Origin of the sequence: Paenarthrobacter sp. R1 (assembly GCF_030264015.1) — a bacterium.
Classification (GTDB): domain Bacteria; phylum Actinomycetota; class Actinomycetes; order Actinomycetales; family Micrococcaceae; genus Arthrobacter; species Arthrobacter ureafaciens.
The window spans coordinates 2868658-2892620 of record NZ_CP127115.1 but is presented as its reverse complement, the minus strand read 5'-3'; the positions used below and the strand labels follow the sequence as shown (position 1 = coordinate 2892620).

Genomic DNA, 23963 nt, shown 5'->3' with positions numbered 1-23963 from the left:
GCCCGGCACACCCCGGTCACTTGGCGCGCCCCCAGCCACCCCTCCGCGCCTCCAGCAACCCCTCCGCGCCCCCAGCCAGGGAGCCTGGGCGCCTTGGGACAACAAAACAACAGGACCCTCCGCAATCACGAAGGATCCTGTCACTCAGAACCGATATCAGTAACGGTGCTTGACTACACCCACGTGCCCCTACACGAACGCCGACTTCCCGGTGACCGCCCGGGCAACAATGAGGGAGTTGATCTCGTAGCTGCCCTCGTAGGTGTAGAGGATCTCGGCGTCACCGAAGAGTTTCCCCATCTCGTAATCCGTGGTGATGCCGTTACCGCCCAGCAGGGACCGGCCCATCGCCACGGAAGACCGGGCAAGACGCGTCGTTGTGGCCTTTGCCATGGCGGCCTGCACCATTTCCAGTTTTCCCGCCTGTTGTATGCGGGCCAGCTCAACCATCAGGGACAAAGATGCGTGGGCGTTGCCCAGGATGTCAGCGAGTTGCTGCTGAACCAGCTGGAATCTGGCAAGTTCCTTGCCGAACTGCAGGCGTTCAAGAGCGTAGGAACGCGCGATGTCGAACGCCGCCAGTTGAATACCCGCAGCCTGCCAGCCCACCCACGCCCGGGAATCCCGCAACAGTTCATTGGCCCGGGAGAACTCGGTGGCGCCTGGAAGGAGGTTCGAAGCGGGAACGCGGACTTCGTTCAGGGTGATGTCCGCGTTTTGCATGATGCGGAGACCGATTTTGTTCGAGATCTTGGTAGCGGCGTATCCGGCGCGGTCAGTCTCCACGATGAACCCCTTGATGTGGCCGTCAGCCTCATCCCGGGCCCACACCAAGGCGAAGTCTGCGATGGTTCCGGCCCCGATCCAGCGCTTGGCACCGTTGATGACCCATTCCCCGCCGTCGCGCCGCGCCGTCGTCGAAAGTCCTCCGGCGATGTCCGAGCCATGGTCGGGTTCGGTCAGGGCGAAGGCTCCCAACACGGAAAAAGCCTCAAGCCCGGGAAGCCAGCGTTGCTTCTGCTCGGGCGAACCCAGCTCATGGATCATGCCGACGATGAGCTCGTTATGGATCCCGACCAGTGCCGACAGGGAGACGTCGGCCCGCGCAATCTCGGTGTACATGAGCCCTTTGAACAGCGTGGAGGAGCCATCGGTCTGCAGTCCTCCGAGCCCGAATTTCGCCATGTCGGCCAGCAGCCCGAACGGGAATTCCTCCCGGTTCCAGTAATCGATGCTGGCAGCCCTGACGCTTGCTTGAAGGAACTCCCGGACCTCCCGGTAGCGGGCCCGCTCCTCATCGGGAAGCAGGTCCACTACGTGCATCAGGTCCGCCTCCGGGTAGGGAGGGAGGGCGTTAGCGGGAGCGGCTCCACTTGTGGTGGATGCGGCTTTCTCGTCGAGCATGTGACCCCTTCGTCATGTCCGGCGCGGGCTCTTCCAAACCCTTGGATGTCCTAGTATATTGCAAGGTGATGTGGATCACTAGGTGGCAGAAATGCCTCTACCAGACGCGGGCACACTGCCCCACGAAAGGCGGACTATGACAGTCACCGATGACTTCCGCGCGGCCCGGAACCGCCTTCTCGAGCTCCGCGAGGACTACAAACAAGCGCACAGCGAGTTCCAGTGGCCCCGGTTCGAACACTTCAATTTCGCCCTGGATTGGTTCGACCAACTCGCTCAGGACCCGGCACGCCAGGACCAGCCCGCACTGGTGATCGTCGAACAGGACGGCAGCTCCACCCGCCGTACCTACCGGGAACTTTCACAGCGCTCCAACCAGCTCGCCAACTGGCTGCGAAGCCAAGGCGTCCGGCGCGGTGACCACATGATCATCATGCTCGGTAACCAAGTGGAACTCTGGGAACTCATGCTGGCCGGCATCAAGCTCGGCATCGTCATGATCCCCACCACCACGCTCATGGGTCCCCGCGACTTGCAGGACCGCGTGGAGCGTGGCGGAGCCGCCTGGGTTGCGGTCGGCAGCGCCGACATCGGCAAGTTTGCCGCCGTCGAGGGTAACTACGCGCTTATCGAAATCGGCACGCAACGCACCACTGCGGACGCCAGGCAGTATGCGGATTCGTACGACGCCGGTACGGACTTCACGCCCGACGCCCCCACCCGTGGGGACGAGACGCTGCTGCTGTACTTCACCTCCGGCACCACCTCCCGCGCCAAGCTCGTGGAGCACACCCACACTTCCTACCCGGTGGGCCACCTGTCCACCATGTATTGGATCGGCGTCGAGCCTGGAGACGTGCACCTCAATGTCGCCTCACCGGGCTGGGCCAAGCACGCCTGGTCCAACGTCTTCACGCCGTGGATCGCGGAGGCGTGCGTCTTCATCTACAACTACGAACGCTTCGACGCCTCGGCCCTCATGGCACAAATGGACCGCGAGGGCGTCACCAGCTTCTGCGCCCCTCCCACCGTGTGGCGGATGCTGATCCAGGCCGACCTCAAGCAGCTCAAAAACCCGCCAGGCAAGGTGGTATCGGCGGGCGAGCCGCTCAATGCCGAGGTCATCGGCCAGGTGGAGGAAGCCTGGGGTGTCACCATCCGGGACGGCTTCGGCCAGACCGAATCTACGGTCCAGATCGCCAACACCCCGGCCCAGCCCGTGAAGATCGGCTCCATGGGGCGTCCGCTGCCCGGGTATGACGTCGTTCTGGTGGACCCGTTCACAGGGCAGGAAGCCAACGACGGCGAGCTCTGCTTGCGTTTGGACCCCCGGCCCGTGGGGCTCATGAAGGGCTACTTCGGCGACGAAGCAAAAACCGCGGAGGCCTTCCGGGACGGTTATTACCACACCGGCGACATGGCCAGCCGGGACGAGGCCGGCGTCATCACCTACGTCGGCAGGGACGACGATGTCTTCAAGTCCTCGGACTACCGGCTTTCGCCCTTCGAGCTTGAAAGCGTCCTGATCGAGCACCCTGCAGTGGCGGAGGCCGCCGTCGTTCCTTCCCCTGACGCGGTCAAGCTGTCTGTTCCCAAAGCGTTCGTGGTCCTTGCCGCGGGTTACCAGCCGGGACCGGAGATCGCGGAAGATATCCTTCGGTACTGCCGCGAACACCTGGCACCGTTCAAGCGCATCCGGCGGCTCGAATTCGGCGAGCTGCCAAAAACCATCTCCGGCAAGATCCGCCGCGTGGAGTTGCGCGGCACGGAGGTGGCCAGGCACAGTGACGGTCCGCTCCCGGCAGGTCTTGGGGTTGAATACACGGAGGAAGAATTCCCGAACCTGAAAGATTAGCCTCTCAGAGCTTGAAGGAGGACCATGGGCAATCCACTCCCCCGCGATCCCATCGCCGACGCCCAACGCAACTGGGAACGGCACGGCTGGGGCGACGTCGCGGCGCCCATGGCAGCCATCACCGCCATCATGCGGACCCAGCAGATACTGCTCGCACGCATCGAGACGGTCCTCAAGCCCTTCGGCCTGACCTTCGCGCGGTACGAGCTACTGGCACTCCTCAGCTTCGCCCGCAGCGGCGCGCTGCCCATGAACAAAGCGAGCGCGCTGCTGCAGGTGCATCCCACGTCGGTGACAAACGCCGTCGACCGTTTGGAGAAGGCCGCGCTCGTGGCGCGGTCGCCGCATCCCACCGACGGCCGCACCACGCTGATTGAACTCACCGCAGAAGGCCGGACGCTGGCGAAAAGGGCGACGGCGGCACTGAACGCCGAGGTCTTCGGCAAGTCGGGCTTTACCGACGACGACGTCGATCACCTCATCCGCGTACTGGGAACCTTCCGCAGGGACGCCGGGGATTTCACGGACGGGTAAGTCCTAGCCGGCGTTCCGCCGCGACACCAGGACCGGGCCGGGAGCATGATGCAGGACTGCGTGTGCAGTGGAGCCGATGGTCCCCTTGATGAGGCCGCGCCCTTTGGTGCCAACCACCACTATCCGGGCATCCGGCGCCGCTTGCAGGATGGCCCGGGGAACTGAGTGGTTAACCTGCAGTTCTCCGGTCACAGTGGTTTGGGGTGCCAGTTCACGTGCCTTGCGGACGGCGGAATCCACGACGGCCTCGGCCGCCGGGTAGGCGTCGATCGGGTCGCGCAACCGCCGCAAGCCAGCAGGCTCGGGAACCACATGGACTACCTTTAGGTCCGCTCCTGTCACTGATGCCATGGTGCATGCGTCCTCGAGCGCTTCGGGCGAGCCGGCGTCGTCGATAGCCACCACAACGGGGCCATCCGGGTGGTCAACGGACCTGATCACGGCCACCGGACAGGACGCGGTGGCCGCCATCTCCAGGCTGACAGAACCCACAAGCAAGCCAAGGAACCCGCCGAGTCCGCGGCTCCCCAGCACCAGCATCTCCGCGCCCACGGACAGTTTGCCCATGTGGTCCCGAGGCATGCCGTGAAGGAGGGTGGTGGTCACATCCACGGAAGGTTCGGCTTCTTTCACCACCGCCAGGCCCTCTTCAAGGACTCGTTCGGCGGCCCGTTCCAGCCCGCTGTCAGCGACGCCGGGAACCGGGCCAAGGTCGGAGGTCACAAGGATCCAGAGCGAGCAGTGGATCAGGTGAAGATGGCACCCGCGCAGCACGGCCTGGCGGGCAGCCCACGTTACGGCCTGCTTCGCTTCCGTGGAACCGTCATAGCCAACCACTATTTGTTTGGAGTCCGTCATGGCCAGAGCATACGACGGAATCCGGAGTGCGGGCCAGCGAAGGGCCTAGGGATTCCGGAGTTCGTCCATCGTCAGGTCCAGAATTTGGAGGTCGGTGTTGGCCACAGTCATGAGTCCGCGCACAAAGGCCTCGAATTCCTCGAGGCCTGCCATCCCTCCCCGGGCGAAGAACTCAATCCACAACTCGGTAAGCGACACGTCTCCGGCGGCGAGGACACTTGATGCCTCGCGCCGGATTACTTCCTGATCGATCACTTCCGGAACCTTCCGCTCTGCCATACCGCCACCCCCATTGGCTAGCTTTGCTTCTTTCTCCGTCACGGCACGACCATATTATCAGCATGCTTAGTAATCAACCACTTCTCGTCCACACATGCTTCGGGGACCTCCGAAAAGCCGGTCCAATGCCATTCTTTGGGGCAGGCAAAATTGTCACAGAACTGCCAGGACACAGCCGTCCTTCTTCCAGTCGTCGGGATATTCCGTCTATGAAGAAGGGTTCGGCGGCAATTCGTGTCGCCGCAGTGGCCGGAAAGTTAGCGCGTGAGCGTATAGATCAGCGCCGAAACGAGCGAAAGGGCGGCAATTCCGTAGCCGATCACCAATGCAGAAACCGCGAGCGCCCGCCCGCGTTCTTGCCGCTGCCCAATCTGGTTCAGGGCCACGTGCCCGGCGCCAACGGCGAAGACGGCGATGATGGCCATGCCGGCAAGGAACAGCCCAACCACGGCAAGGGCTGCAATACCGGCTGACACAATAGCCAGGGTATTCACCGGTGTCCCCGCTTCGGATGACTCAGCAGGGTCCACCGATTCGGCGCGAACGTTCTCCGTTGACATGTTCTCTCCCCATGTGGTCTGTTGCAGGCCCTCTTGTGAACAGGAGTCTATCCGGGCGCCCCACCTATTCCGCGCTGCGGGCCCGGGCCTGCGCGCCCCGCACCCGAAAATGACGCCGGCCCCACACGATCGGACCAGGGCCCCACACGATCGGACCAGGGCCCCACACGATCGAATCAGGCCTTTAGCGGTGTTTGAATTCCGGTTCCCGCTTTTCCGTGAAGGCTGCCATGCCTTCCTTTTGGTCCTCTGTGGCAAACAGGGAGTGGAACACCCGCCGTTCAAAGAGCACGCCCTGGGCCAACCCCATTTCGAACGCCGCGTTGACTGCTTCCTTGGCCACCATGGCGGCCGGCTTCGACTTCGATGCAATGGTCTCGGCGGCTTTTAGTGCCTCCTCAACGACCTCCGCAGCGGGAACCACCCGGGAAACGAGCCCGGAGCGTTCGGCTTCCTCCGCGTCCATGAAACGCCCTGTGAGCACCATGTCCATGGCTTTGGCCTTGCCCACTGCGCGGGTAAGCCTCTGGGAACCGCCCATCCCCGGGATAACACCGAGGTTGATTTCCGGTTGCCCGAACTTGGCGTTGTCCCCGGCGATGATGAAGTCAGCCATCATCGCCAGCTCACACCCGCCGCCGAGCGCGAACCCGGACACGGCGGCGATGACCGGGATCCGCAAGCGCGTGAGGTCCTCCCAATGCCGGAACCAATCCGCCGCGTACATGTCCATGTAGGTGTTGGCGGACATTTCCTTGATGTCCGCCCCCGCTGCGAAGGCTTTGGCGGAACCGGTGATGACCACGGCCCCCACCCCGGGATCGCGGTCCATGTCAGTCACGGCTTCAACGAGTTCGTTCATCAAGGCCGTGTTCAGCGCGTTCAACGCCGAAGGCCGGTTCAGCGTTACCAGGCCAACGCGGCCACGGCGCTCCACCATGATGTTCCGATACTGGGCTACGTCCTGGTGGTGCTGGGTCACTCCGCGTCCTTCTTCCGTAGTTTCCGTAGTCGTCGTAGTTTCCGTAGTAGTCGTCATGCCACCCTATTCCCCCGCCGGACCGTCGCCGCCGGCAGCACCCGGGGATTGCGACTTCTCCCGGATATCCGTGATGATCCCGGAGAAGTCCCGGGCAGCACCTTCCCCGGCGGCAAAGGCGTCGTAAATCCTGGAGGCCAGTGGCCCCATTTCGGCAGCAACGCCCGTACTTTCCAGGGCATTCACCGCCAGCCGGAGATCCTTTGCCATCAATGCCCCCGCGAACCCGGGCTGGTAATCGCGGTTGGCAGGGCTGGTGGGAACCGGGCCCGGAACAGGACAGTTGGTTGTGAGGGCCCAGCATTGGCCGGACGCGTTGGAAGCGACGTCGAACAACGCCTGGTGTGTCAGTCCCAACTTCTCGCCGAGGACGAAAGCCTCGGCCACGGCAATCATGGAGACTCCCAGGATCATGTTGTTGCACACCTTCGCAGCCTGGCCGGCGCCGTGATCACCGCAATGCACAATCCGCTTGCCCATGAGCTCCAGGATCGGCTTCACGGTCTCGAAGTCCCCGGGCAGTGCGCCCACCATGAACGTCAGCGTCCCGGCTTCTGCCCCCACCACGCCTCCGGACACCGGCGCGTCCACGCTTCGGTGTCCTGCGGCGACGGCCAGGGACGCAGCTTCCCTGGCCTCGTCAACGTTGATGGTGGAGCAATCCAGGAACAGCGTGTCCGGTGGCGCCACGCTGAGCAGCCCCGGCCCTCCCACGCCCCGGTAGGCGTCCAGGACGTGCTTCCCGCTGGGCAGCATGGTCAGGACCACGGCAGCCCCCCGCACGGCGTCGGCTGCCGTGTCAGCCATGGGGATGCCATGTGCCACCGCAGCCTCCACTGCTGCTGGAACGGGGTCGTATCCCACCACCTCATGCCCGGCCTTGATCAGGTTGGCAGCCATGGGGCCGCCCATATGCCCAAGGCCCAGGAAGGCGATGAGTCCCGTTGCCGATGCTGCATTTTCTGTCATGATCGTCTCCTCCAACTGGACGGCAGTAGCCTCAACGTGATCGGCCCGGCTTTTCAACCCGACTGGACCGGCGTCGCGGAAAGCCCCAACTCATGCTCGCCGAGCGAGGCAAAGTAGCCTTCGACGTCGGACTCGTGGACGTCGGCGAGGGTGGCCGGCTTCCACTGTGGATTCCGGTCCTTGTCCACCACTTGCGCCCGGATGCCCTCGCGGAAATCGGGGCCGGAGAGGCAGCGGAGACCGACGCGGTATTCCTGGTCCAGCGCCTCTTCCAGGGACAGCCCCCGCACCCGCCGCAGGGACGCCAAGGTGACCTTCACCGACGTCGGCGACTTTACCGTGATGGTGTCCGCGGCGTCGGCGGCCTCACCTCCGGCCTCTCGCAGGCGGTGCACGATCTCTTCCGCGTCCTCTGCTGCGTAGCAGGAATCGATCCACTCCCGCTGCGCCGCGAGAGCCGAGTCCGGCGCGGCTTGGGCAAAGCGCACGACGGCGTCTTCCGGCGTCGAGCCTTCCAGCGCTTCAGTGAGTGCCGGGAGGCTTTCGGACGGGACGAAGTAGTCCGCGAGTCCCAGGAACAGGGCGTCCGCCCCGGACAGGTGCGCGCCCGTGAGCGCGGCGTGGGTCCCGGTTTCCCCGGGGGCGCGGGAGAGCAGCAGGGTTCCGCCGACGTCGGGCACGAACCCGATGGTGGTTTCCGGCATCCCCGTCCGCGTCCGTTCAGTGACGATGCGAACTGAGCCGTGCGCGGAAACTCCTACGCCACCGCCCAGCACCAGCCCGTCCATGAAAGCGACGTACGGCTTGGGATAGTTGGCGATGAGGGCGTTGAGGCGGTACTCGTCAGCCCAGAAATCAGCGGTTTCCGAGCCCCCGTGCAGCATGTCCTTGTAGATGGCCACGATATCTCCCCCGGCGCAGAGGCCCCGATCGCCGGCGCCGCGCACCAACACCGCAGCAACCGATTCGTCGTCAGCCCAGGCAGCCAGCTGCTGCAACATGGCTTTCACCATGCCGGCATTGAGGGCGTTGACTGCCCGGGGCCGGTTGAGCGTCACGATGCCGAGGTGGCCGCGCCGCTCGAAAAGAACTTCTTCCTGCTGCACTTCTTCGATGATCTGCTCTCCCATCAGCTGCCTGCCGGCATCACGAAGCTGGCGCCCTGGCGGATACCGGAGGGCCACCGCGAGGTGACGGTCTTGGTCTTGGTGTAGAAGCGGAAGGCATCCGCGCCATGCTGGTTGAGGTCGCCGAACCCGGACGCCTTCCACCCGCCGAACGTGTAGTAGGCAATCGGCACGGGGATGGGAACATTGATGCCCACCATGCCCACTTCCACGCGGCTGGCGAAGTCGCGGGCGGAGTCGCCGTCGCGGGTAAAGATTGCGACGCCGTTCCCGAACTCGTGCTCGCTGCAGAGCCTGAGCGCTTCGTCGTAGTCGGCCGCCCGGAGGACGCTCAGGACAGGACCGAAAATCTCCTCCTTGTAGATCTTCATATCCTTGGTGACGTTGTCGAAGAGGGTGGGGCCTACCCAGAAGCCGCCGTCGTATCCCTCAACGGTGAGGCCGCGGCCGTCTGCCACCAAGGTGGCGCCCTCGTCCACGCCGGACTGGATGTAGCCCTCGATCCGTTCCTTCGCAGACGCCGCGACCACCGGCCCGAAGTCCGCGTCCTTGTCCAGGCTGTGCCCGACCCGGAGTTCCTTAACCCTCTCGGTGAGCTTGGCAACAAGGGCGTCCGCTGTTTCCTGGCCCACCGGGACGGCTACGGAGATAGCCATGCACCGCTCTCCAGCGGAACCGTACCCGGCACCAATCAGGGCGTCCGCGGCCATGTCCAGGTCGGCGTCGGGCATGATCACCATGTGGTTCTTCGCCCCGCCGAAGCACTGTGCGCGCTTCCCATGCGCGGCGGCCGTGGCGTAGATGTACTGGGCGATCGGCGTGGAACCGACAAAGCCGATTGCCTTGACCCTCGGGTCCTCAAGAAGGGCGTCCACGGCTTCCTTGTCCCCGTTGATGACGTTGAAGACGCCGTCCGGAACGCCGGCTTCGCTGTAGAGCTCGGCGAGCCGCAGCGGCACGGAGGGGTCCCGCTCGGACGGTTTGAGGATGAAGGAGTTGCCGGCAGCGAGCGCCGGTCCCGACTTCCACAACGGAATCATGGCAGGGAAGTTGAAGGGCGTAATGCCGGCAACAACACCCAGCGGCTGCCTCAGGGAGTGGACATCGATCCCCTGGCCTGCGCTGTCCGAGAATTCGCCTTTGAGCAGATGCGGCGCCCCGGCGGAGAACTCCACCACTTCGATGCCCCGCTGGATATCACCCTTGGCGTCCGCGAACGTCTTCCCGTGTTCGGAGGACAGGAGCTTGGCCAGCTCGTCCATGTTGTCATTGACGAGGTCCACGAACTTCAGCAGGATGCGACCCCGCCGCTGCGGATTCATGGCAGCCCATTCGAGTTGGCCCTTCTCGGCGTTCGCGACGGCGTTGCGCACCTCCTCGGCGCTGGCCAGCGGCAGGCGGGCCTGGACTTCGCCGGTGCAGGGATCGTAGACATCGCTGAACCGGCCGGACGTGCCGTCGATCCTTTGGCCGCCTACGTAGTGTGAAAGCTCGCGCACCATAGTGGAAATGCTCCTTTGCATCATTAGTGACTGCCGTGCCGATCAATACCGCACAACACGTCCGGAACACGTGCATGCATGTGATCCAGATCATCTCTGCAGCCGAATATACTCGGACTTCCTACTAATTTCCAGAGGGCCGCTGCGGAAGGAATGCGGGAGGCTGACGCTGGCTTGAAGGCCGCCTAATGCACCTCGCGCAGCTCCTTGTAGGCATCCAGTGCGTCCTGCCTTGACGCTTTCAAGTCCACGATTTCCGCCGGGTAATCCGGGGTGCCGAACTCCGGAATCCACTGCGCGATGTACTTGCCCTGCGGGTCGAACCGCACGCGCTGGGCCTCCGGGTTGAAGATGCGGAAGAAGGGCGAGGCGTCAGCCCCCGAGCCTGCCACCCACTGCCAGTTGGCAGGGTTGGACGCCGGATCCGCATCCACCAGCGTGTCCCAGAACCATTGCTCGCCCAGCTGCCAATGGATCCCCAGGTTCTTCACGAGGAAGCTCGCGGCCACCATGCGCACCCGGTTGTGCATCCAGCCCGTTTCCCACAGTTGCCGCTGTCCCGCATCCACCAGGGGGAACCCCGTTCGCCCCTTTTGCCATGCCCGGAGCTCTTCCGGGGCCGACTCGTGCCCGGGGTGCCGACCGTCGTCGCCGGCAGAAGCGCCGGCAGACGCTCCGACAGAAGCGCCGGGCCAGGCCCACGGGAACCTGTCGAATTCGCTGCGCAGGTTGGCCGTGGCCAAGGTGGGGTTGTGGAAGTACTGGTGCCAGCAGAATTCGCGCCAGCCCAACTCCGACGCGAAGATCGTGGCACTTTCCGACCTCTTGGAAGATATTGCCTGCCACACCTCGAAGGGGCTGAGTTCACCCCAGCGCAGGTACGGCGACAGGGAGCTGCTGCCATCGGTGTCCGGACGGTTCCGCCCTTCACTGTAGGAATCCAACCCGTTGCCCACGAACTCCTTCAAGCGGGCATGGCCGGCTGCGGACCCGGGAGTCCACCGGGCGGCCAACCCTCCGGACCAATCCGGTTTGGTGGGCAGCAACTGCCAACTCTCCAGGGAGTCGTACCGCGGAAGCGTGCCGGTGAACCCATGGCCACGAGCGGGAAGCGGCAGTGGTTCGCGGAATTCCTGAGCAGACACCGCCTTCCAGAACGGGGTGAACACCTTGTACTGGGTGCCGGTCTTGGTGCTGACCTTCCAGGGCTCGTGGAGCAGGGTGGCTTGGAAACTCTCCACGTGCAGCCCGGCCTCAACCGCCCAGCCCTTGATCCCGGCGTCGATGGTCCGTTCCACCTCGCCGTACCGCCGGTTCCAGAACAGCGCGCCCGCACCCACCGCCGTCGTGGTTTTCTGCACCACCTCAGCAGCGGGCCCGCGGCGCAAGAGCAGGGGTATTCCCAACGCGTCCAGGTCCTCCCGGAGGGCGAGGAGGGAATGGTGCAGCCACCACTTTGCTGCCCCGCCGTGCGGCCGGATGCCCGGCGACTCCTCGTCCAGGACGTAGAGCGCCACTGCCGCTCCATCGTCGACGGCGGCCCGCAAGGCCGGGTTGTCCCTGACCCGGAGGTCGTCGCGGAACCAGACGATGGATGGTTTCACTTGCGCCCCTTACCGCCGGTACACCGGCTGCTTAAATGGCTGATGCCCTTAGGAACGAATCCTAAGGGCATCAGCTGAAGATAAACCTAGACGGCCTTTGCAGGCAGGACGACGTCCCCGCCATCCTCGACTTCCGTCACGGGAATCGGCGGAACGACTACTTCCACTACTTCGTCCGGGATGCTGTTGAGTACGTAGTCGCGGGCGGCGTCGCCAATCATCCGGAGCCCCGGGTAATACCGCACGCCATCGCGCTTCTCGTGTTTTACTCCGCTGGTGCGCACGGACGTGCGGAATGCACTGTCCGGAACGGGAACCTTGTTTCCAAGGACGCACCAACTGATGTAGAGGCCGTACAAGGCCTCGAAGTCCAAGCCTTCTTCGCTGTCTTCTTCGTATATAACGCATTCGCGAAGGAACGCGCCGATCTGGGTGTCCGTCATTACAGAGTCCTCCGGCGTACTTCTTTACAACCGCCGGTCTGCATCAGCGAATACTGCAACTCTCATTGTAACCGCCATTCGCTTCGGATAAGAGGGTTCACGGTGAACTCCGGGTTTACTTCAGGTGGCTGACGGGTGCCCGATCGGGTGCCTGACGGGCATCAGGGTGGATGCCGCAACCGGCGCCGGACATTCCAGGCTCTGGTGTCCCACAGCCCTCCGGCGTACCGTCAACTACATCCCGGCCCGCGCTGTTCGAAGGACAATCCCATGACCGGTTGGAATACGGAAACGGCTGCCGGACCGCTGGGCGCCGGGACCATCACGCTCGTGGAAGGCTCGTCCTTCTGCATCTCCGGACCCAACGGGGACATCCACCCCGACCTGCCCCAAGGCGTCTTCCACCTGGACACCCGGATCCTTTCCCGCTGGCAGCTCCGCATCAACGACCAACCGTTGGAGCCGCTGGCGGCCGAACTGAAGCAACCGTACCGCGCCCTCTTCGCCTGCCGGGTTCCCCGTCCGGACGGCTACGCAGACAGCCCGCTCCTGGTGGAACGGCTGCGCGAAGTGGGGGCGGGGATCCTGGAAGAAATCACCGTCCGGAACTACTCCAGGCAACCTGCCCGCTGCACCATCACCCTCACCGCAGAGGCGGACTTCGCAGACCTCTTCGAAGTCAAGGAAGCCCGTATCACCCGCGTATGGAAGGAAACCCGGCGGGTGGAGAACGACTCCTTGGAGATCAGGGGTCAGTGGGAAGGATTCCGGAAGTCGGTGATCATTCGGGGCGAAGGCGCCGGGGCCGGTTCCAAGGCCCTCGGCTTCAGGGTCACCATCCCGGCGTTCGGGCAATGGAACACCCGGGTCAGCGTACTCCCGGCGGCAGAGGGCAAACCTTTCAGCCATCCGTCACGGGGTGAGTTGTCACCCAGCGACCGGCGCCGGCAGGAATGGGTGGCCAAGATTCCCGTCCTGCAGATCGGCAACCGTTCCATCCAGCGCACCCTGCGCCGGAGCTATGAGGACCTCGGAGCCCTGCGCATCCAGGACCCGGACCACCCGGAAAGGGTGGTGGTGGCCGCGGGAGCTCCGTGGTTCATGACGTTGTTCGGCAGGGACTCCTTGTGGGCCTCGGAGATGGCGTTGCCGGTGGATCCTTCCCTCGCTCTGGGCACGCTCCGCACGTTGGCCGACCGGCAGGGAAAAGAAGTAAATACAGACACGGAAGAGGAACCCGGGAAGATCCTCCACGAGGTCCGCCTGGACGTCAGCAGCGGCCAGGCCTTGCGCGGCAGTTCCGCCTACTACGGCAGCGTCGACGCCACTCCCCTCTTTATGGTTGCGGTGGGGTCCGTGAGCCGCTGGGGCTTCGCCAAGGACACCATCGCCGAACTCCTGCCCAACGCCGACCGCGCCCTCGACTGGATCCGCCACTACGGCGACCGGGACGGCGACGGCTACGTGGAGTACGGCCGCCCCAACCAGCACGGCCTCATCAACCAGGGGTGGAAAGACTCCTGGGACGGCATCAACTTCGCTGACGGTACCCTCGCCGAGGCGCCTATCGCCTTGGCCGAGGTACAGGCGTACGTGCACGGCGCCTACGTGGCGCGCGCCTGGATGGCTTACGACGACGGCGACCTCGCCTTGGCCTCGGAGCTGCGGGAACGCGCTGACCGGCTCAAACAGAAATTCAATGAGGACTTCTGGATGCCGGACAAGGGCTACTACGCTGTTGCCCTCGATAAGGACAAGCGCCAAGTGGATGCCTGCGCTTCGAACATGGGCCATTGCCTGTGGTTCGGGCTCATGGACGAGGACAAGGTTCCCTCGGTCGTGGAGCACCTGATGTCTCCGAAGATGTTCAGCGGTTGGGGCGTGCGGACCCTGGCCACGGACATGGCCGCCTATAACCCGGCCAGCTACCACAACGGCTCAGTGTGGCCGCACGACAATGCGATCATCATGTCCGGGCTCCTGCGCTACGGCTACATCGAAGAAGCACAGAGGATCGGCACGGCACTCCTGGAAGCCGCGGAGTATTCGGACGGCAGGCTTCCCGAGCTTTTCTGCGGCTTCGACCGGGCCAGGTTCACCGAGCCGGTGCCCTACCCCACCGCCTGTTCACCCCAAGCCTGGGCCGCGACCACGCCTATCCACGTAGTGACCAGCCTGATGCGGTACGACACCCACATTTCGTTGGGCGGCATATGGCTGGATCCGGTCCTGCCACCCGACTTCGGGGATGTCCACATCAGCAACGCCCCCATGGGGGATGCGCGGATCACGATCGATGCTTCAGGCACCGACGCCACGGTCCGCGGCATCCCCGAGGGCCTCACTGTCTATCGCGGACAACGCCCCTGGATGTCCGAATTGGTTGAGCAGCCGCAACTGTGGCGGCCGGGCACGCTGCATCGCCCCGGTGATGCGGCAAACCGGGGCGATGCACCCGCCTAGCTTGAGGAGACAAGCCCTCTAAGCGTCGATCACCATATCCGTCTTGGCCGTGGAACAGCAGGGCAGGAACTTGCCCGCATCGATTTCGCGTTTCCGGATCCCGCCCTGGTGGTTCATGTCGATGTCGCCCGACAACTTGACCACCTTGCAAGAACCGCACATTCCTTCCTTGCAGTTGGCGCCGATCCTGACACCCGCACGCTGGGCCACCTCGAGGATGGGCTCCGTGGGGTCGATCCGCACGTTGATGCCGGTGCGCATGAAGGACAACGTGAGGCTCCCGGTCCCCACCGTGTTGAAGCTCGAAGCATCGGGAGTCTCCGCTTCAGCCTCCGGCGAGGTGCCCGAACCGCCGTCGTTGGCTTCCGCACCGGACGTCGCGTCGGCGTCGACCGCTTCGAGCGGCAGGCCCGTGGCTTCCAAGGTGCCGTCTGCGTCGTACCTCGGCTCGTAGAGACCGAAAGCCGCAGGCTGGCTCTCGAAGTAATCCTCGGCGGAGTCGGCGATTTCCTCGGCAATTTCTTCTGCGATGTCCGTGGCGAGGGCCACTTCGGCCGCATATTCAAGGAGCGTCTGGCGGTCACCGGAGAAAAACTCCATGTAGATGGAGGTGTCGTCGACGCCGACCTTCTTCAGGAGCTCCGTGGCGTTGTTCAGGTAGCCCTCGGGACCACAGGCGTAGACCTGGCGTCCGTTGGCGTCAGGGGCCACCTCGTCAATCATGGCCGAGGTCAGCCGTCCGGTGAGGCCGTCCCAACCATCGGGCTTGCTGCGGTCACCCAGGGAGTAGAAGACCCGGATCCGCGAGTCCACGGAAGCGATGTAGGCGAGCTCCCGGTGGAAGGCGAAGCCGCCCGCTTCCGCACCGTGGTAGAGCACCACGACATCCGCGTGTCCCGGCAGGGAATGGATGGTCCGCACCATGGACATGATGGGCGTGATGCCGGCCCCGGCTGCGAGCAGCAGGTAACGGGCGCGCCGGTCCGCATCCGGCAAGTGGAAGGCGCCGACCGGCCCGAGCATCTCCAGCACAGTGCCCGGCTGGACGTTCTCATGCACCCACGGAGAGACCAGGCCGCCGGCGTCGCGCTTGACGCTGATGCTGAAGGTCCACGGCTCGGTAGGCGAACTGGACAGCGAATAGCTGCGGTCCACAGGCTCGTGTTCCCCGCCGTTCACGGGGAACGCGATGTTGACGTACTGCCCGGCACGGAACGCAAGGGGTGCGCCGTCGCAGCGTCGGAACACGAACGTCATGAGGCCGCCCGCTTCCGGGATGGTCTCCACGCATTCGGCCGTGAACTCCTGGGGGTGCCAGGGACCCAAGGCGCGGGCTGCCCGGGCGGGGGTGTCGCTGCTGCCCATAACCCTGTTCCACGGCATCTCGAGTCCGCGGATGCGCTGTGGCTCCTGGACGGCCGTTTCGGTGAGGAGTTCCGTCATGCCAAGTGCTCCTGGACGCGCTGCACGTACCAGTTGATGAAGGCCTCAACCTGGTACTCGCTCTTCATGTACGGGCCGGGTTCGTAGGCGGGGCTGCCTGCACCCGTCTGGCACAGCTCAACGAAGGCCTTGTCCTGGAGGTTGGTCTGCTTCCAGGTGTAGGTGAGCTTGTCCAGATCGTAGTCCACGCCTTCCACGGCGTCGTCGGCAACCAGCCACGTGGTGCGGACCAGGGACTGGTGTTCGTTGATGGGGAAGACGCCGAAGGTGATGACGTGGTCGCCCAGGAAGTGGAACCAGCTGTTGGGCTGCAGGTGCATCGAGCAACGGCCCAGGCGGAAGTCGGGCAGGTCGCCGAGCAGCTTCTTGGAAAGGCGGCGTCCGTCGGCCGAGAACGATTCGCCTTCGCCGTCGAGGGATTCGCGGGAGATGCGGATACCTGCAATGCGGGTGTCCAGCTCTTCCACCACCTCATAGGGCAGGCCGTAGCGGCGGCAACGCTCTTCGAGGGAGGCCTGGGCTTCCTTGTTGCGGTCCCAGACGTCTTCGAGGTGGGTGGGGATAAGGCCCTCGGTCAGGCCCCAGGTGGGGAACAGGGAGCAGGCAAGTTCCGGGTGGCCGTCACAGTGGTAGCACTCACGGTTGTTCTCCATGACGAGCTTCCAGTTGCCCTCTTCGATGATGTTCTGCTGGTAGGCAATCTTCGTCTTGGACAGATCGTGCGGCGCCAGGTAGGGCTCAAAGATCTTGGAGGTCTCATCAAAGTCTGTTGGCGGCTCGTCGGCGATGCAGACGAAGATGAGTCCGGCAACCTCGCGGCTGTGGGCGCGCTTAAGCGCGAAGCAGTTCTTGTCGAACTTGGCCTCGCCGGGAGCGGAAGCGTGGATCAGGTTGCCCTCGGGCGAATAGGTCCAGGAGTGGTAGCCGCAGACCAGGTTTCCGGTGGAACCAGCCGACTCCGTCAGGACGCGCGCACCGCGGTGGCGGCACACGTTGTGCAGGACGTTGACTTCGCCGTCATCGTTGCGGAGAACGATCAGCGAGTAGGGTCCGTAGTCCACGGTGATGTAGTCGCCCGGCTCGGGCAGTTCGGCAACGCTGCCCGCGTAGATCCAGTGCTGGCCGAAGATGGCCTCCATGTCCACCTTGAAGATGGTCGGGTCCGTGTAGAACGGGGCATCAAGGGAATAGCCCGTGCGGCGGAACTCAAACAACGCGCTGATTTCAGCCAGCTGATCGGCAGGCAATGATGAAACGATCTTTCCGCGTGATGCAGGAGCGACGTTCACTGGAGCAGTCATGGGTTTCCTCCCGGGAGGCTGGGTCATTAAGTAGTTCATGGGGACCGCGGTGCGTCATCGCAACCGCCTTTGTCGAAGTCTTCGTAGTACGAGATTAGGGACGATTGAACTGCAACAAAAGCGCAATATTTAGGAGATAACCGTGCACTATCTGTGCATGATTGATTCATGATCGATCCGCGCCTCCACACCCTTCGCGTCTTTGCCCGCTGCGGCACCGTGGCGGCTACTGCCGAACTCACCGGCTACTCCCCTTCCGCCGTCTCCGCACAGCTGCGGGAGCTCCAGCGCGTACTGGGAATGCAGCTCCTAACGAAGGACGGCCGCGGAGTGCGCCTCACCGCCACAGGCCGCTTCCTGGTTGCCGGTTCGGATGGCCTGGTTGCCGAGTGGGAAAGCCTGCGTGCCGCCGCCATGGCCGCCGGCGACCAGGTCCAGTCCCATTTTGGGCTCGGGGGGTTTTCGACGGCGGCAGCCCAGTTACTGGCGCCCCTCGCCGCGACATTGCGCTCGACGCGGCCGCTGTTGGAAGTCCAGGTACTCGAGGCAGACCCGTCGCGTTGCTTCGATTTGCTCGTGGCCGAACGGATCGACCTGGCCGTAATCGTCGCCATGCAATCCGATAGCTACGGGGAGGACGATCCGCGCTTCGAGCAAACGTTCCTGTTGGACGACCCCTTGGACGTCATCATTCCCGGCGACCATCCGTTGGCCTCCCGGGAAACAGTCACTTTGGAAGAACTGGCATCGGAGCCGTGGATCACCGAAACTGCCGGATCCACCTACCACGCACTGTTTACCGCCGCCTTCACCGCAGTGGGAGTCACGCCGCGGATAGCCCATGAAGCCGTTGAATGGGAGACACAGATCGCTTTTGTGGGGGCGGGCCTGGGCGTCGGCCTGCTTCCACGGCTGGCACCCCTGCACAACGCGGAGAACGTCGTTCGACTGCGCATCACGGGGAAGGGAAAGCCGGCCCGCCGGATTGTGGCAGCGGCGCGACGGGGCAGCATCGGCTCGCCCTTGATCAAGGAATCCTTGGAGATCCTTCAGGGCACGGCGCAACGGCTCCTTAAGACCAGGCTGGAAGACGAGTCCTGAGCGGTTGCAGACGACGGCGGCCTGTGGTCCGGCAGCGTGCGTTAAAGGGGCCCGCCCTCGGGCGGCCGCTGCTTTACCAGCCGCGTTCGGCCAGGCGGTGGGGTTCGGGGATTTCGTCGACGTTGATGCCGACCATCGCCTCGCCGAGGCCGCGGGAGACTTTCGCGATCACATCGGGATCGTCGTAATAGGCAGTGGCTTTGACGACGGCGGCGGCGCGCTGGGCCGGGTTGCCGGACTTGAAGATACCGGAGCCGACGAACACGCCGTCAGCGCCGAGCTGCATCATCATCGCAGCATCAGCCGGGCTCGCGATGCCACCGGCGGTGAACAGCACCACCGGGAGCTTGCCCGTCGCGGCAACTTCCTTCACCAGCTCGTACGGGGCCTGCAGCTCCTTGGCCGCAACGTACAGCTCATCCTCGGGCAGGGACGAGAGCTTGGCGATCTCGGCGCGGATCTTGCGCATGTGCCCGGTCGCGTTGGGCACATCGCCGGTGCCGGCTTCACCCTTGGACCGGATCATCGCCGCACCCTCGTTGATGCTGCGCAGGGCCTCACCAAGGTTGGTGGCACCACAGACGAAGGGAACAGTGAAGTTCCACTTGTCGATGTGGTTGATGTAGTCCGCCGGGGTCAGGACCTCGGACTCGTCGATGTAGTCAACACCCAGGGACTGCAGGACCTGGGCCTCGACGAAGTGGCCAATACGTGCCTTGGCCATCACCGGGATGGACACGGCGGCGATGATCTGATCGATCATGTCCGGATCGGACATGCGGGACACGCCACCCTGGGCGCGGATATCAGCCGGGACACGCTCAAGCGCCATCACGGCTACGGCACCGGCATCTTCGGCGATGCGGGCCTGCTCGACGTTAACGACGTCCATGATGACGCCGCCCTTGAGCATCTCAGCCATACCCCGCTTAACGCGGCCTGTGCCGGTCAGGGGAATGTTGTCGAAAGGGAGCGGTCTTATGTTCACGCGATACTCCAAGGGGAATGAAGCCTGCATGCCTACGCAGGCGCCGGTATCCACTCACCGGCAGAGCGCCGACGTCGCGTGATATCCGAGAGATATATTAGCTAGGTCCCAAGTATGCAAGGAGGAAATCGCACGCGTCAACAAGGCGCTTTGCGGCCGGGCGGACAACCCGTTCACGTCAGGCTGCAAACAACGCCTCACGCACCGCCTGCTCGAATTCACTCACGTGCTTCCGCGCCAACTCTGCCGCCTTGTGCTCGTCGCCGTCGATCACTGCCTGCAGTAGATCCACGTGCTCATGCACGTGCCGCTCAAGGTTGGGCAGCCGGTCCAGCACCATGCACCAAATCCGCGTGGCCAGGTTGTCGTAGCGGATCAGGACGTCTTCCAGGTGCGGATTGGCTGCCGCAGCGTAGATGCCCTGGTGCACGCGGGCATCCAGCTTCAAGGTCTCCACCACGGAGGCGGCCTTGATGTCGAAGGCTTCAACTTCCCGGACAACTTGGCGCAGGTAATCCCTGCTCGCGGGGGTAGCCACGCGGGCCGCCCGCGCTGCGGCGACCGGCTCCAACTGCACCCGGATCTCGGAAATGAACGCAAGGTCAGTGACCTCCACCCGGGTGGCGAAAGTGCCGCGTCGCGGGTACGTCACCACCAGGCGATCAAGCTCCAGCCGCTTCAGGGCCTCGCGCACCGGCGTGCGCCCGATGCCGAGCTCCTTGGCCAGCTGGTCATCATTGAGGAGGTCGCCCGGCTTGATGTCCAGCGTCAGGAGGCGGTCGCGCACGCTTTCGTAAGCGATGTCCGCAAGCGACTTCCTGCCTGCGTCTTCTACAGTCGCCAAGGTTTGAATTGCCACAGTGCCGAGCTCCTTCCACAGTTCCGAAAAAACCTATTGACCTCGTTCCAAGGTCCAGTATACGCTGAATCCAATCCTAATATATCAGTACGTAATTCAGGAATATATCTAGGGAATTACCTAAGGAGGACATATGACCCTCGTGGCTTCAGACTCTCACCTCAGCACCCTTCCGGCGGAACGCGGGCAGCTCAAGGACGAGCAAGCGCAGAAGTTCGTACTCACACTGTCGTGCGTCGAACAGCCCGGAATCGTGCATGCGGTCACCACGTTCCTGTTCGAGCGCGGCTTCAACATCGAAGAGCACCAGCAGTTCGATGACAGCCTTCGCCAGACGCTGCACCTGCGCACTGCGTTCTCCGGCCCGCAGAGCTACTCACCGGAGCAGCTTGAAGAAGAGTTCCGCTCCATCGCAGAGCGCTTCGACATGAAGTTCAGCTTCCATGACCAGACCAAACAGCGCGTCCTGGTGATGGTCTCCAAGTTCGGCCACTGCCTGAACGACCTCATCTTCCGTTGGCGCGGAGGCAGCCTCGGCGGCGAGCTGGTGGCTGTTGTTTCCAACCACGAGACCCACCGTGCCATGGCGGAGGCAGCCGGCCTGCCCTTCATCCACGTTCCGGTCACCCCGGACACCAAGGCCGAGGCCGAGGCGCGGCTGCTGGAACTGGTGGAGGAATACGAGGCTGACCTCGTGGTCCTTGCCCGCTACATGCAGGTCCTGTCAGATGACTTGTGCCGCAAGCTGGAAGGCCGTGCGATCAACATCCACCACTCCTTCCTCCCCGGCTTCAAGGGTGCTCGCCCCTACCACCAGGCCTACGACCGTGGCGTGAAGCAGGTAGGCGCTACGGCACACTACGTCACCGCGGACCTGGACGAGGGCCCGATCATCGAGCAGGAAGTCATCCGGGTGGATCACAGCTACGGCCCCACGGCACTTTCCACCGTGGGCCAGGACGCGGAAGCCCTCGCACTGTCCCGCGCCGTCCGCTGGCACTGCGAACACCGCGTGCTTCTGGACCGGACCAGCACGGTCGTCTTCCGCTAACCAGCCCGCCCACGCCCGAATTACAGCAGGAGAAAACTTTCATGGCATCGACGCCCCGCATTGTCATCATCGGAGCCGGCATCGTCGGCACCAACCTCGCCGACGAACTCGTTCAACGCGGCTGGAACAACATCACGGTCCTGGACCAGGGTCCGCTCAACATGCCCGGAGGCTCCACCTCGCATGCTCCGGGCCTGGTCTTCCAGACCAATCCGTCAAAGAGCATGGCACTCTTCGCCAAATACACGGTGGAGAAACTGCTGTCCCTGACCGAAGATGGCCAGAGCTGCTTCAACCAGGTAGGCGGCCTTGAAGTAGCCACCACGGAAACCCGTCTTGCGGACCTCAAGCGCAAGCTTGGCTACGCGCAGTCCTGGGGCATTGAGGGCCGCATCCTCTCCCCCGAGGAATGCAAGGAGCTCTACCCGCTGATCAACCAGGACGACATCCTGGGCGGCCTCCATGTTCCCTCCGATGGCCTCGCCTTGGCCGCCCGTGCCGTCCAGCTGCTCATCAAGCGCACCGAAGCTGCCGGCGTGAAGTACCTCGGCAACACGGAAGTGACCGGCATTGAACAGTCCGGCCACCGCGTCACAGGCGTCCAGACCGCCGACGGCGTGATCCCGGCCGACATCGTCGTCTCCTGCGCAGGCTTCTGGGGTGCCAAGATCGGCGAGATGATCGGCATGGCAGTTCCGCTGCTCCCCCTGGCCCACCAGTACGTCAAGACCACCCCGGTTCCCGCCCAGAAGGGCAAGAACGAACTGCCCAACGGTGCACAGCTGCCGATCCTCCGTCATCAGGACCAGGACCTTTACTACCGCGAGCACGGCGAGCGCTACGGCATCGGTTCCTACGCCCACAAGCCCATGCCCGTGGACCTGGACGAACTCGGCAAGTACGAGCCCTCCAGCATCAGCGAACACAACATGCCTTCCCGCCTCGACTTCACCCTTGAGGACTTCCTGCCGGCGTGGGAAGCAACCAAGCAGATCCTTCCGGCCCTGCGTGAAAGCGAAATCGAAGACGGCTTCAACGGCATCTTCTCCTTCACCCCGGACGGCGGTTCCCTGGTGGGCGAGTCCAAGGAACTGGACGGCTTCTACGTGGCTGAGGCCGTGTGGGTCACCCACTCCGCAGGCATCGCCCGCGCCGTTGCCGAGGTCCTGGTTGACGGCAAGTCGCAGATCGACCTGGGCGACTGTGACATCCACCGCTTCGAGGAAGTCCAGCTCACCCCCGAGTACGTCAGCGAAACCTCGCAGCAGAACTTCGTGGAGATCTACGACGTCCTGCACCCGCTCCAGCCCAAGCTTTCTCCGCGCAACCTCCGCGTCAGCCCTTTCCACGCCCGCCACAAGCAACTGGGCGGCTACTTCCTGGAAGGTGCCGGCTGGGAGCGTCCTTACTGGTTCGAGGCCAATGCCGAACTGCTGAAGGAAATGCCGGACGAGTGGCAGCCGCCGGCCCGCGATGCCTGGTCCGGAATGTTCAGCTCCCCGATCGCGGCTGCTGAAGCCTGGAAGACCCGTACGGCAGTGGCCATGTACGACATGACGCCGCTCAAGCGCCTGGAAGTTTCCGGCCCCGGCGCCTTGAAGCTGCTCCAGGAACTCACTACCGGCGATCTCGCCAAGAAGCCCGGAGCAGTTACCTACACCCTCCTGCTGGACCACGCCGGCGGCATCCGAAGCGACATCACCGTTGCACGCCTGGATGAGAACACCTTCCAGCTGGGCGCCAACGGCAACATCGACACCGCCTACTTTGAGCGTGCTGCCCGCCAGCAGACGGAGAACGGCGGCGCGGGCGACTGGGTGCAGGTCCGCGACACCACCGGCGGCACTTGCTGCATCGGCCTGTGGGGTCCGCTGGCCCGCGACCTGGTCAGCACCATCAGCAGCGACGACTTCTCCAACGACGGCCTGCGCTACTTCCGCGCCAAGGACGTGGTGATCGGTGGCGTTCCCGTCACGGCAATGCGACTGTCCTACGTTGGCGAACTCGGTTGGGAGCTCTACACGAGCGCGGACAACGGCCAGCGCCTGTGGGATGCGCTGTGGAAGGCCGGCCAGCCGTTCGGCGTCATCGCCGCGGGCCGCGCCGCCTTCAGCTCGCTGCGCCTCGAGAAGGGTTACCGTTCGTGGGGCACGGACATGACCACGGAGCACGACCCCTTCGAGGCAGGCCTCGGCTTCGCGGTCAAGATGGCCAAGGAGAACTTCGTCGGGAAGGCAGCCCTGGAGGGCCGCAGCGAGGAAAGCTCCGCCCGCCGCCTGCGCTGCTTGACGGTCGACGACGGCCGCAGCTTGGTGCTGGGCAAGGAACCGGTGTTCTACAAGAACCAGCCGGTGGGTTACGTCACCAGCGCGGCGTTCGGCTACACGGTTCGCAAGCCGATCGCGTACGCGTACCTCCCGTCCGCAGTGTCCTTGGGTGATTCGGTGGAGATCGAGTACTTCGGCCGCCGCATCCAGGCGACCGTCACCGAGGATCCGCTGTACGACCCCAGCATGAGCCGGCTCCGGGGCTAGTCCCCCGCCGCACCCGCGGCTTCCAAGACACGCGGCCCGGACCCTATCC

General features: G+C 64.1%; 20 protein-coding genes. 6 read left to right on the top strand and 14 right to left on the bottom strand.

From position 1 onward, the window contains the following. Positions 1 to 189 precede the first annotated feature (189 nt). Complete coding sequence (locus tag QN084_RS14100) at positions 190 to 1404, bottom strand: acyl-CoA dehydrogenase family protein (RefSeq protein WP_069696055.1); 1215 nt, start codon at positions 1402 to 1404, stop codon at positions 190 to 192. A gap of 136 nt (positions 1405 to 1540) precedes the next feature. On the opposite strand from QN084_RS14100, the gene QN084_RS14095 reads away from it, so the two are divergent. Together QN084_RS14095 and QN084_RS14090 are read left to right on the top strand one after the other, a co-directional pair. Continuing rightward, on the top strand, positions 1541 to 3259 hold the full coding sequence (locus QN084_RS14095) for an AMP-binding protein (protein ID WP_069696056.1): 1719 nt from the start codon (positions 1541 to 1543) through the stop codon (positions 3257 to 3259). Between the two features lie 24 nt (positions 3260 to 3283). Next, the gene (locus QN084_RS14090) at positions 3284 to 3793 is read left to right on the top strand and encodes a MarR family winged helix-turn-helix transcriptional regulator (protein WP_021471053.1); all 510 of its coding nucleotides are present in this window, start codon (positions 3284 to 3286) and stop codon (positions 3791 to 3793) included. Between the two features lie 3 nt (positions 3794 to 3796). On the opposite strand, the gene QN084_RS14085 is transcribed toward QN084_RS14090, so the two are convergent. The 9 genes from QN084_RS14085 to QN084_RS14045 all read right to left on the bottom strand — a co-directional run bounded on the left by QN084_RS14085 (position 3797) and on the right by QN084_RS14045 (position 12174). Further along, positions 3797 to 4651 carry a universal stress protein gene (locus tag QN084_RS14085; RefSeq protein WP_021471054.1) on the bottom strand — a complete coding sequence of 285 codons (855 nt, stop codon included), beginning with the start codon at positions 4649 to 4651 and terminating at the stop codon, positions 3797 to 3799. A gap of 45 nt (positions 4652 to 4696) precedes the next feature. Next, positions 4697 to 4972 (bottom strand): hypothetical protein, encoded by a 276-nt coding sequence (locus tag QN084_RS14080; RefSeq protein WP_128397167.1) that lies wholly within the window; start codon positions 4970 to 4972, stop codon positions 4697 to 4699. Between the two features lie 215 nt (positions 4973 to 5187). Further along, positions 5188 to 5490 (bottom strand): DUF4190 domain-containing protein, encoded by a 303-nt coding sequence (locus QN084_RS14075; RefSeq protein ID WP_021471056.1) that lies wholly within the window; start codon positions 5488 to 5490, stop codon positions 5188 to 5190. Positions 5491 to 5674: 184 nt separating this feature from the next. Then, positions 5675 to 6430 (bottom strand): enoyl-CoA hydratase, encoded by a 756-nt coding sequence (locus QN084_RS14070; RefSeq protein WP_031216081.1) that lies wholly within the window; start codon positions 6428 to 6430, stop codon positions 5675 to 5677. A gap of 105 nt (positions 6431 to 6535) precedes the next feature. Continuing rightward, positions 6536 to 7498 carry a 3-hydroxyisobutyrate dehydrogenase gene (gene mmsB, locus QN084_RS14065; RefSeq protein WP_021471058.1) on the bottom strand — a complete coding sequence of 321 codons (963 nt, stop codon included), beginning with the start codon at positions 7496 to 7498 and terminating at the stop codon, positions 6536 to 6538. A 53-nt stretch (positions 7499 to 7551) separates the two neighbouring features. After that, entirely contained in the window at positions 7552 to 8628 is a 1077-nt protein-coding gene (locus QN084_RS14060) for an enoyl-CoA hydratase/isomerase family protein (protein ID WP_021471059.1), read from the bottom strand. After that, positions 8628 to 10127: a CoA-acylating methylmalonate-semialdehyde dehydrogenase gene (locus QN084_RS14055; RefSeq protein ID WP_021471060.1), complete on the bottom strand. Its 1500-nt coding sequence runs from the start codon at positions 10125 to 10127 to the stop codon at positions 8628 to 8630. The genes QN084_RS14060 and QN084_RS14055 overlap by 1 nt, the downstream gene beginning before the upstream one ends. Positions 10128 to 10312: 185 nt before the next feature. Next, positions 10313 to 11731 carry a cryptochrome/photolyase family protein gene (locus tag QN084_RS14050; protein WP_021471061.1) on the bottom strand — a complete coding sequence of 473 codons (1419 nt, stop codon included), beginning with the start codon at positions 11729 to 11731 and terminating at the stop codon, positions 10313 to 10315. An 86-nt stretch (positions 11732 to 11817) separates the two neighbouring features. Next, positions 11818 to 12174: a hypothetical protein gene (locus QN084_RS14045; RefSeq protein ID WP_021471062.1), complete on the bottom strand. Its 357-nt coding sequence runs from the start codon at positions 12172 to 12174 to the stop codon at positions 11818 to 11820. 270 nt (positions 12175 to 12444) lie between these two features. Between QN084_RS14045 and QN084_RS14040 the strand changes: the two genes are divergently transcribed. Continuing rightward, on the top strand, positions 12445 to 14637 hold the full coding sequence (locus QN084_RS14040) for an amylo-alpha-1,6-glucosidase (RefSeq protein ID WP_069696057.1): 2193 nt from the start codon (positions 12445 to 12447) through the stop codon (positions 14635 to 14637). An 18-nt stretch (positions 14638 to 14655) separates the two neighbouring features. On the opposite strand, the gene QN084_RS14035 is transcribed toward QN084_RS14040, so the two are convergent. Both QN084_RS14035 and QN084_RS14030 read right to left on the bottom strand, forming a co-directional pair. Further along, complete coding sequence (locus QN084_RS14035; protein WP_069696058.1) at positions 14656 to 16080, bottom strand: ferredoxin reductase; 1425 nt, start codon at positions 16078 to 16080, stop codon at positions 14656 to 14658. After that, a complete protein-coding gene (locus QN084_RS14030; protein WP_069696059.1) occupies positions 16077 to 17381 on the bottom strand; it encodes an aromatic ring-hydroxylating oxygenase subunit alpha in 1305 nt (434 codons plus the stop codon). Before QN084_RS14030 ends, QN084_RS14035 begins: the two co-directional genes overlap by 4 nt. Positions 17382 to 17549: 168 nt before the next feature. Here QN084_RS14030 and QN084_RS14025 point away from each other — a divergent pair, with 168 nt between their 5' ends. After that, complete coding sequence (locus QN084_RS14025) at positions 17550 to 18482, top strand: LysR family transcriptional regulator (RefSeq protein ID WP_069696060.1); 933 nt, start codon at positions 17550 to 17552, stop codon at positions 18480 to 18482. A gap of 73 nt (positions 18483 to 18555) precedes the next feature. On the opposite strand, the gene pdxS is transcribed toward QN084_RS14025, so the two are convergent. Next, positions 18556 to 19404 (bottom strand): pyridoxal 5'-phosphate synthase lyase subunit PdxS, encoded by an 849-nt coding sequence (gene pdxS, locus QN084_RS14020; RefSeq protein WP_285751802.1) that lies wholly within the window; start codon positions 19402 to 19404, stop codon positions 18556 to 18558. 244 nt (positions 19405 to 19648) lie between these two features. Continuing rightward, positions 19649 to 20329 carry a GntR family transcriptional regulator gene (locus tag QN084_RS14015; RefSeq protein ID WP_069696061.1) on the bottom strand — a complete coding sequence of 227 codons (681 nt, stop codon included), beginning with the start codon at positions 20327 to 20329 and terminating at the stop codon, positions 19649 to 19651. Between the two features lie 133 nt (positions 20330 to 20462). Between QN084_RS14015 and purU the strand changes: the two genes are divergently transcribed. Next, positions 20463 to 21380: a formyltetrahydrofolate deformylase gene (gene purU / locus QN084_RS14010; protein WP_069696062.1), complete on the top strand. Its 918-nt coding sequence runs from the start codon at positions 20463 to 20465 to the stop codon at positions 21378 to 21380. Positions 21381 to 21421: 41 nt separating this feature from the next. After that, a complete protein-coding gene (locus QN084_RS14005) occupies positions 21422 to 23914 on the top strand; it encodes a GcvT family protein (RefSeq protein WP_021471080.1) in 2493 nt (830 codons plus the stop codon). Positions 23915 to 23963 lie beyond the last annotated feature (49 nt).

Excerpts from the sequence above, each read along its gene's own strand:
- QN084_RS14100 (WP_069696055.1), bottom strand. The coding sequence starts at position 1,404 with ATGCTCGACGAGAAAGCCGCATCCACCACAAGTGGAGCCGCTCCCGCT.
- QN084_RS14095 (WP_069696056.1), top strand. The coding sequence starts at position 1,541 with ATGACAGTCACCGATGACTTCCGCGCGGCCCGGAACCGCCTTCTCGAG.
- QN084_RS14090 (WP_021471053.1), top strand. The coding sequence starts at position 3,284 with ATGGGCAATCCACTCCCCCGCGATCCCATCGCCGACGCCCAACGCAAC.
- QN084_RS14085 (WP_021471054.1), bottom strand. The coding sequence starts at position 4,651 with ATGACGGACTCCAAACAAATAGTGGTTGGCTATGACGGTTCCACGGAA.
- QN084_RS14075 (WP_021471056.1), bottom strand. The coding sequence starts at position 5,490 with ATGTCAACGGAGAACGTTCGCGCCGAATCGGTGGACCCTGCTGAGTCA.
- QN084_RS14070 (WP_031216081.1), bottom strand. The coding sequence starts at position 6,430 with ATGGTGGAGCGCCGTGGCCGCGTTGGCCTGGTAACGCTGAACCGGCCT.
- mmsB (WP_021471058.1), bottom strand. The coding sequence starts at position 7,498 with ATGACAGAAAATGCAGCATCGGCAACGGGACTCATCGCCTTCCTGGGC.
- QN084_RS14060 (WP_021471059.1), bottom strand. The coding sequence starts at position 8,628 with ATGGGAGAGCAGATCATCGAAGAAGTGCAGCAGGAAGAAGTTCTTTTC.
- QN084_RS14055 (WP_021471060.1), bottom strand. The coding sequence starts at position 10,127 with ATGGTGCGCGAGCTTTCACACTACGTAGGCGGCCAAAGGATCGACGGC.
- QN084_RS14045 (WP_021471062.1), bottom strand. The coding sequence starts at position 12,174 with ATGACGGACACCCAGATCGGCGCGTTCCTTCGCGAATGCGTTATATAC.
- QN084_RS14040 (WP_069696057.1), top strand. The coding sequence starts at position 12,445 with ATGACCGGTTGGAATACGGAAACGGCTGCCGGACCGCTGGGCGCCGGG.
- QN084_RS14035 (WP_069696058.1), bottom strand. The coding sequence starts at position 16,080 with ATGACGGAACTCCTCACCGAAACGGCCGTCCAGGAGCCACAGCGCATC.
- QN084_RS14030 (WP_069696059.1), bottom strand. The coding sequence starts at position 17,381 with ATGACTGCTCCAGTGAACGTCGCTCCTGCATCACGCGGAAAGATCGTT.
- QN084_RS14025 (WP_069696060.1), top strand. The coding sequence starts at position 17,550 with ATGATCGATCCGCGCCTCCACACCCTTCGCGTCTTTGCCCGCTGCGGC.
- pdxS (WP_285751802.1), bottom strand. The coding sequence starts at position 19,404 with ATGGCTGAGATGCTCAAGGGCGGCGTCATCATGGACGTCGTTAACGTC.
- purU (WP_069696062.1), top strand. The coding sequence starts at position 20,463 with ATGACCCTCGTGGCTTCAGACTCTCACCTCAGCACCCTTCCGGCGGAA.
- QN084_RS14005 (WP_021471080.1), top strand. The coding sequence starts at position 21,422 with ATGGCATCGACGCCCCGCATTGTCATCATCGGAGCCGGCATCGTCGGC.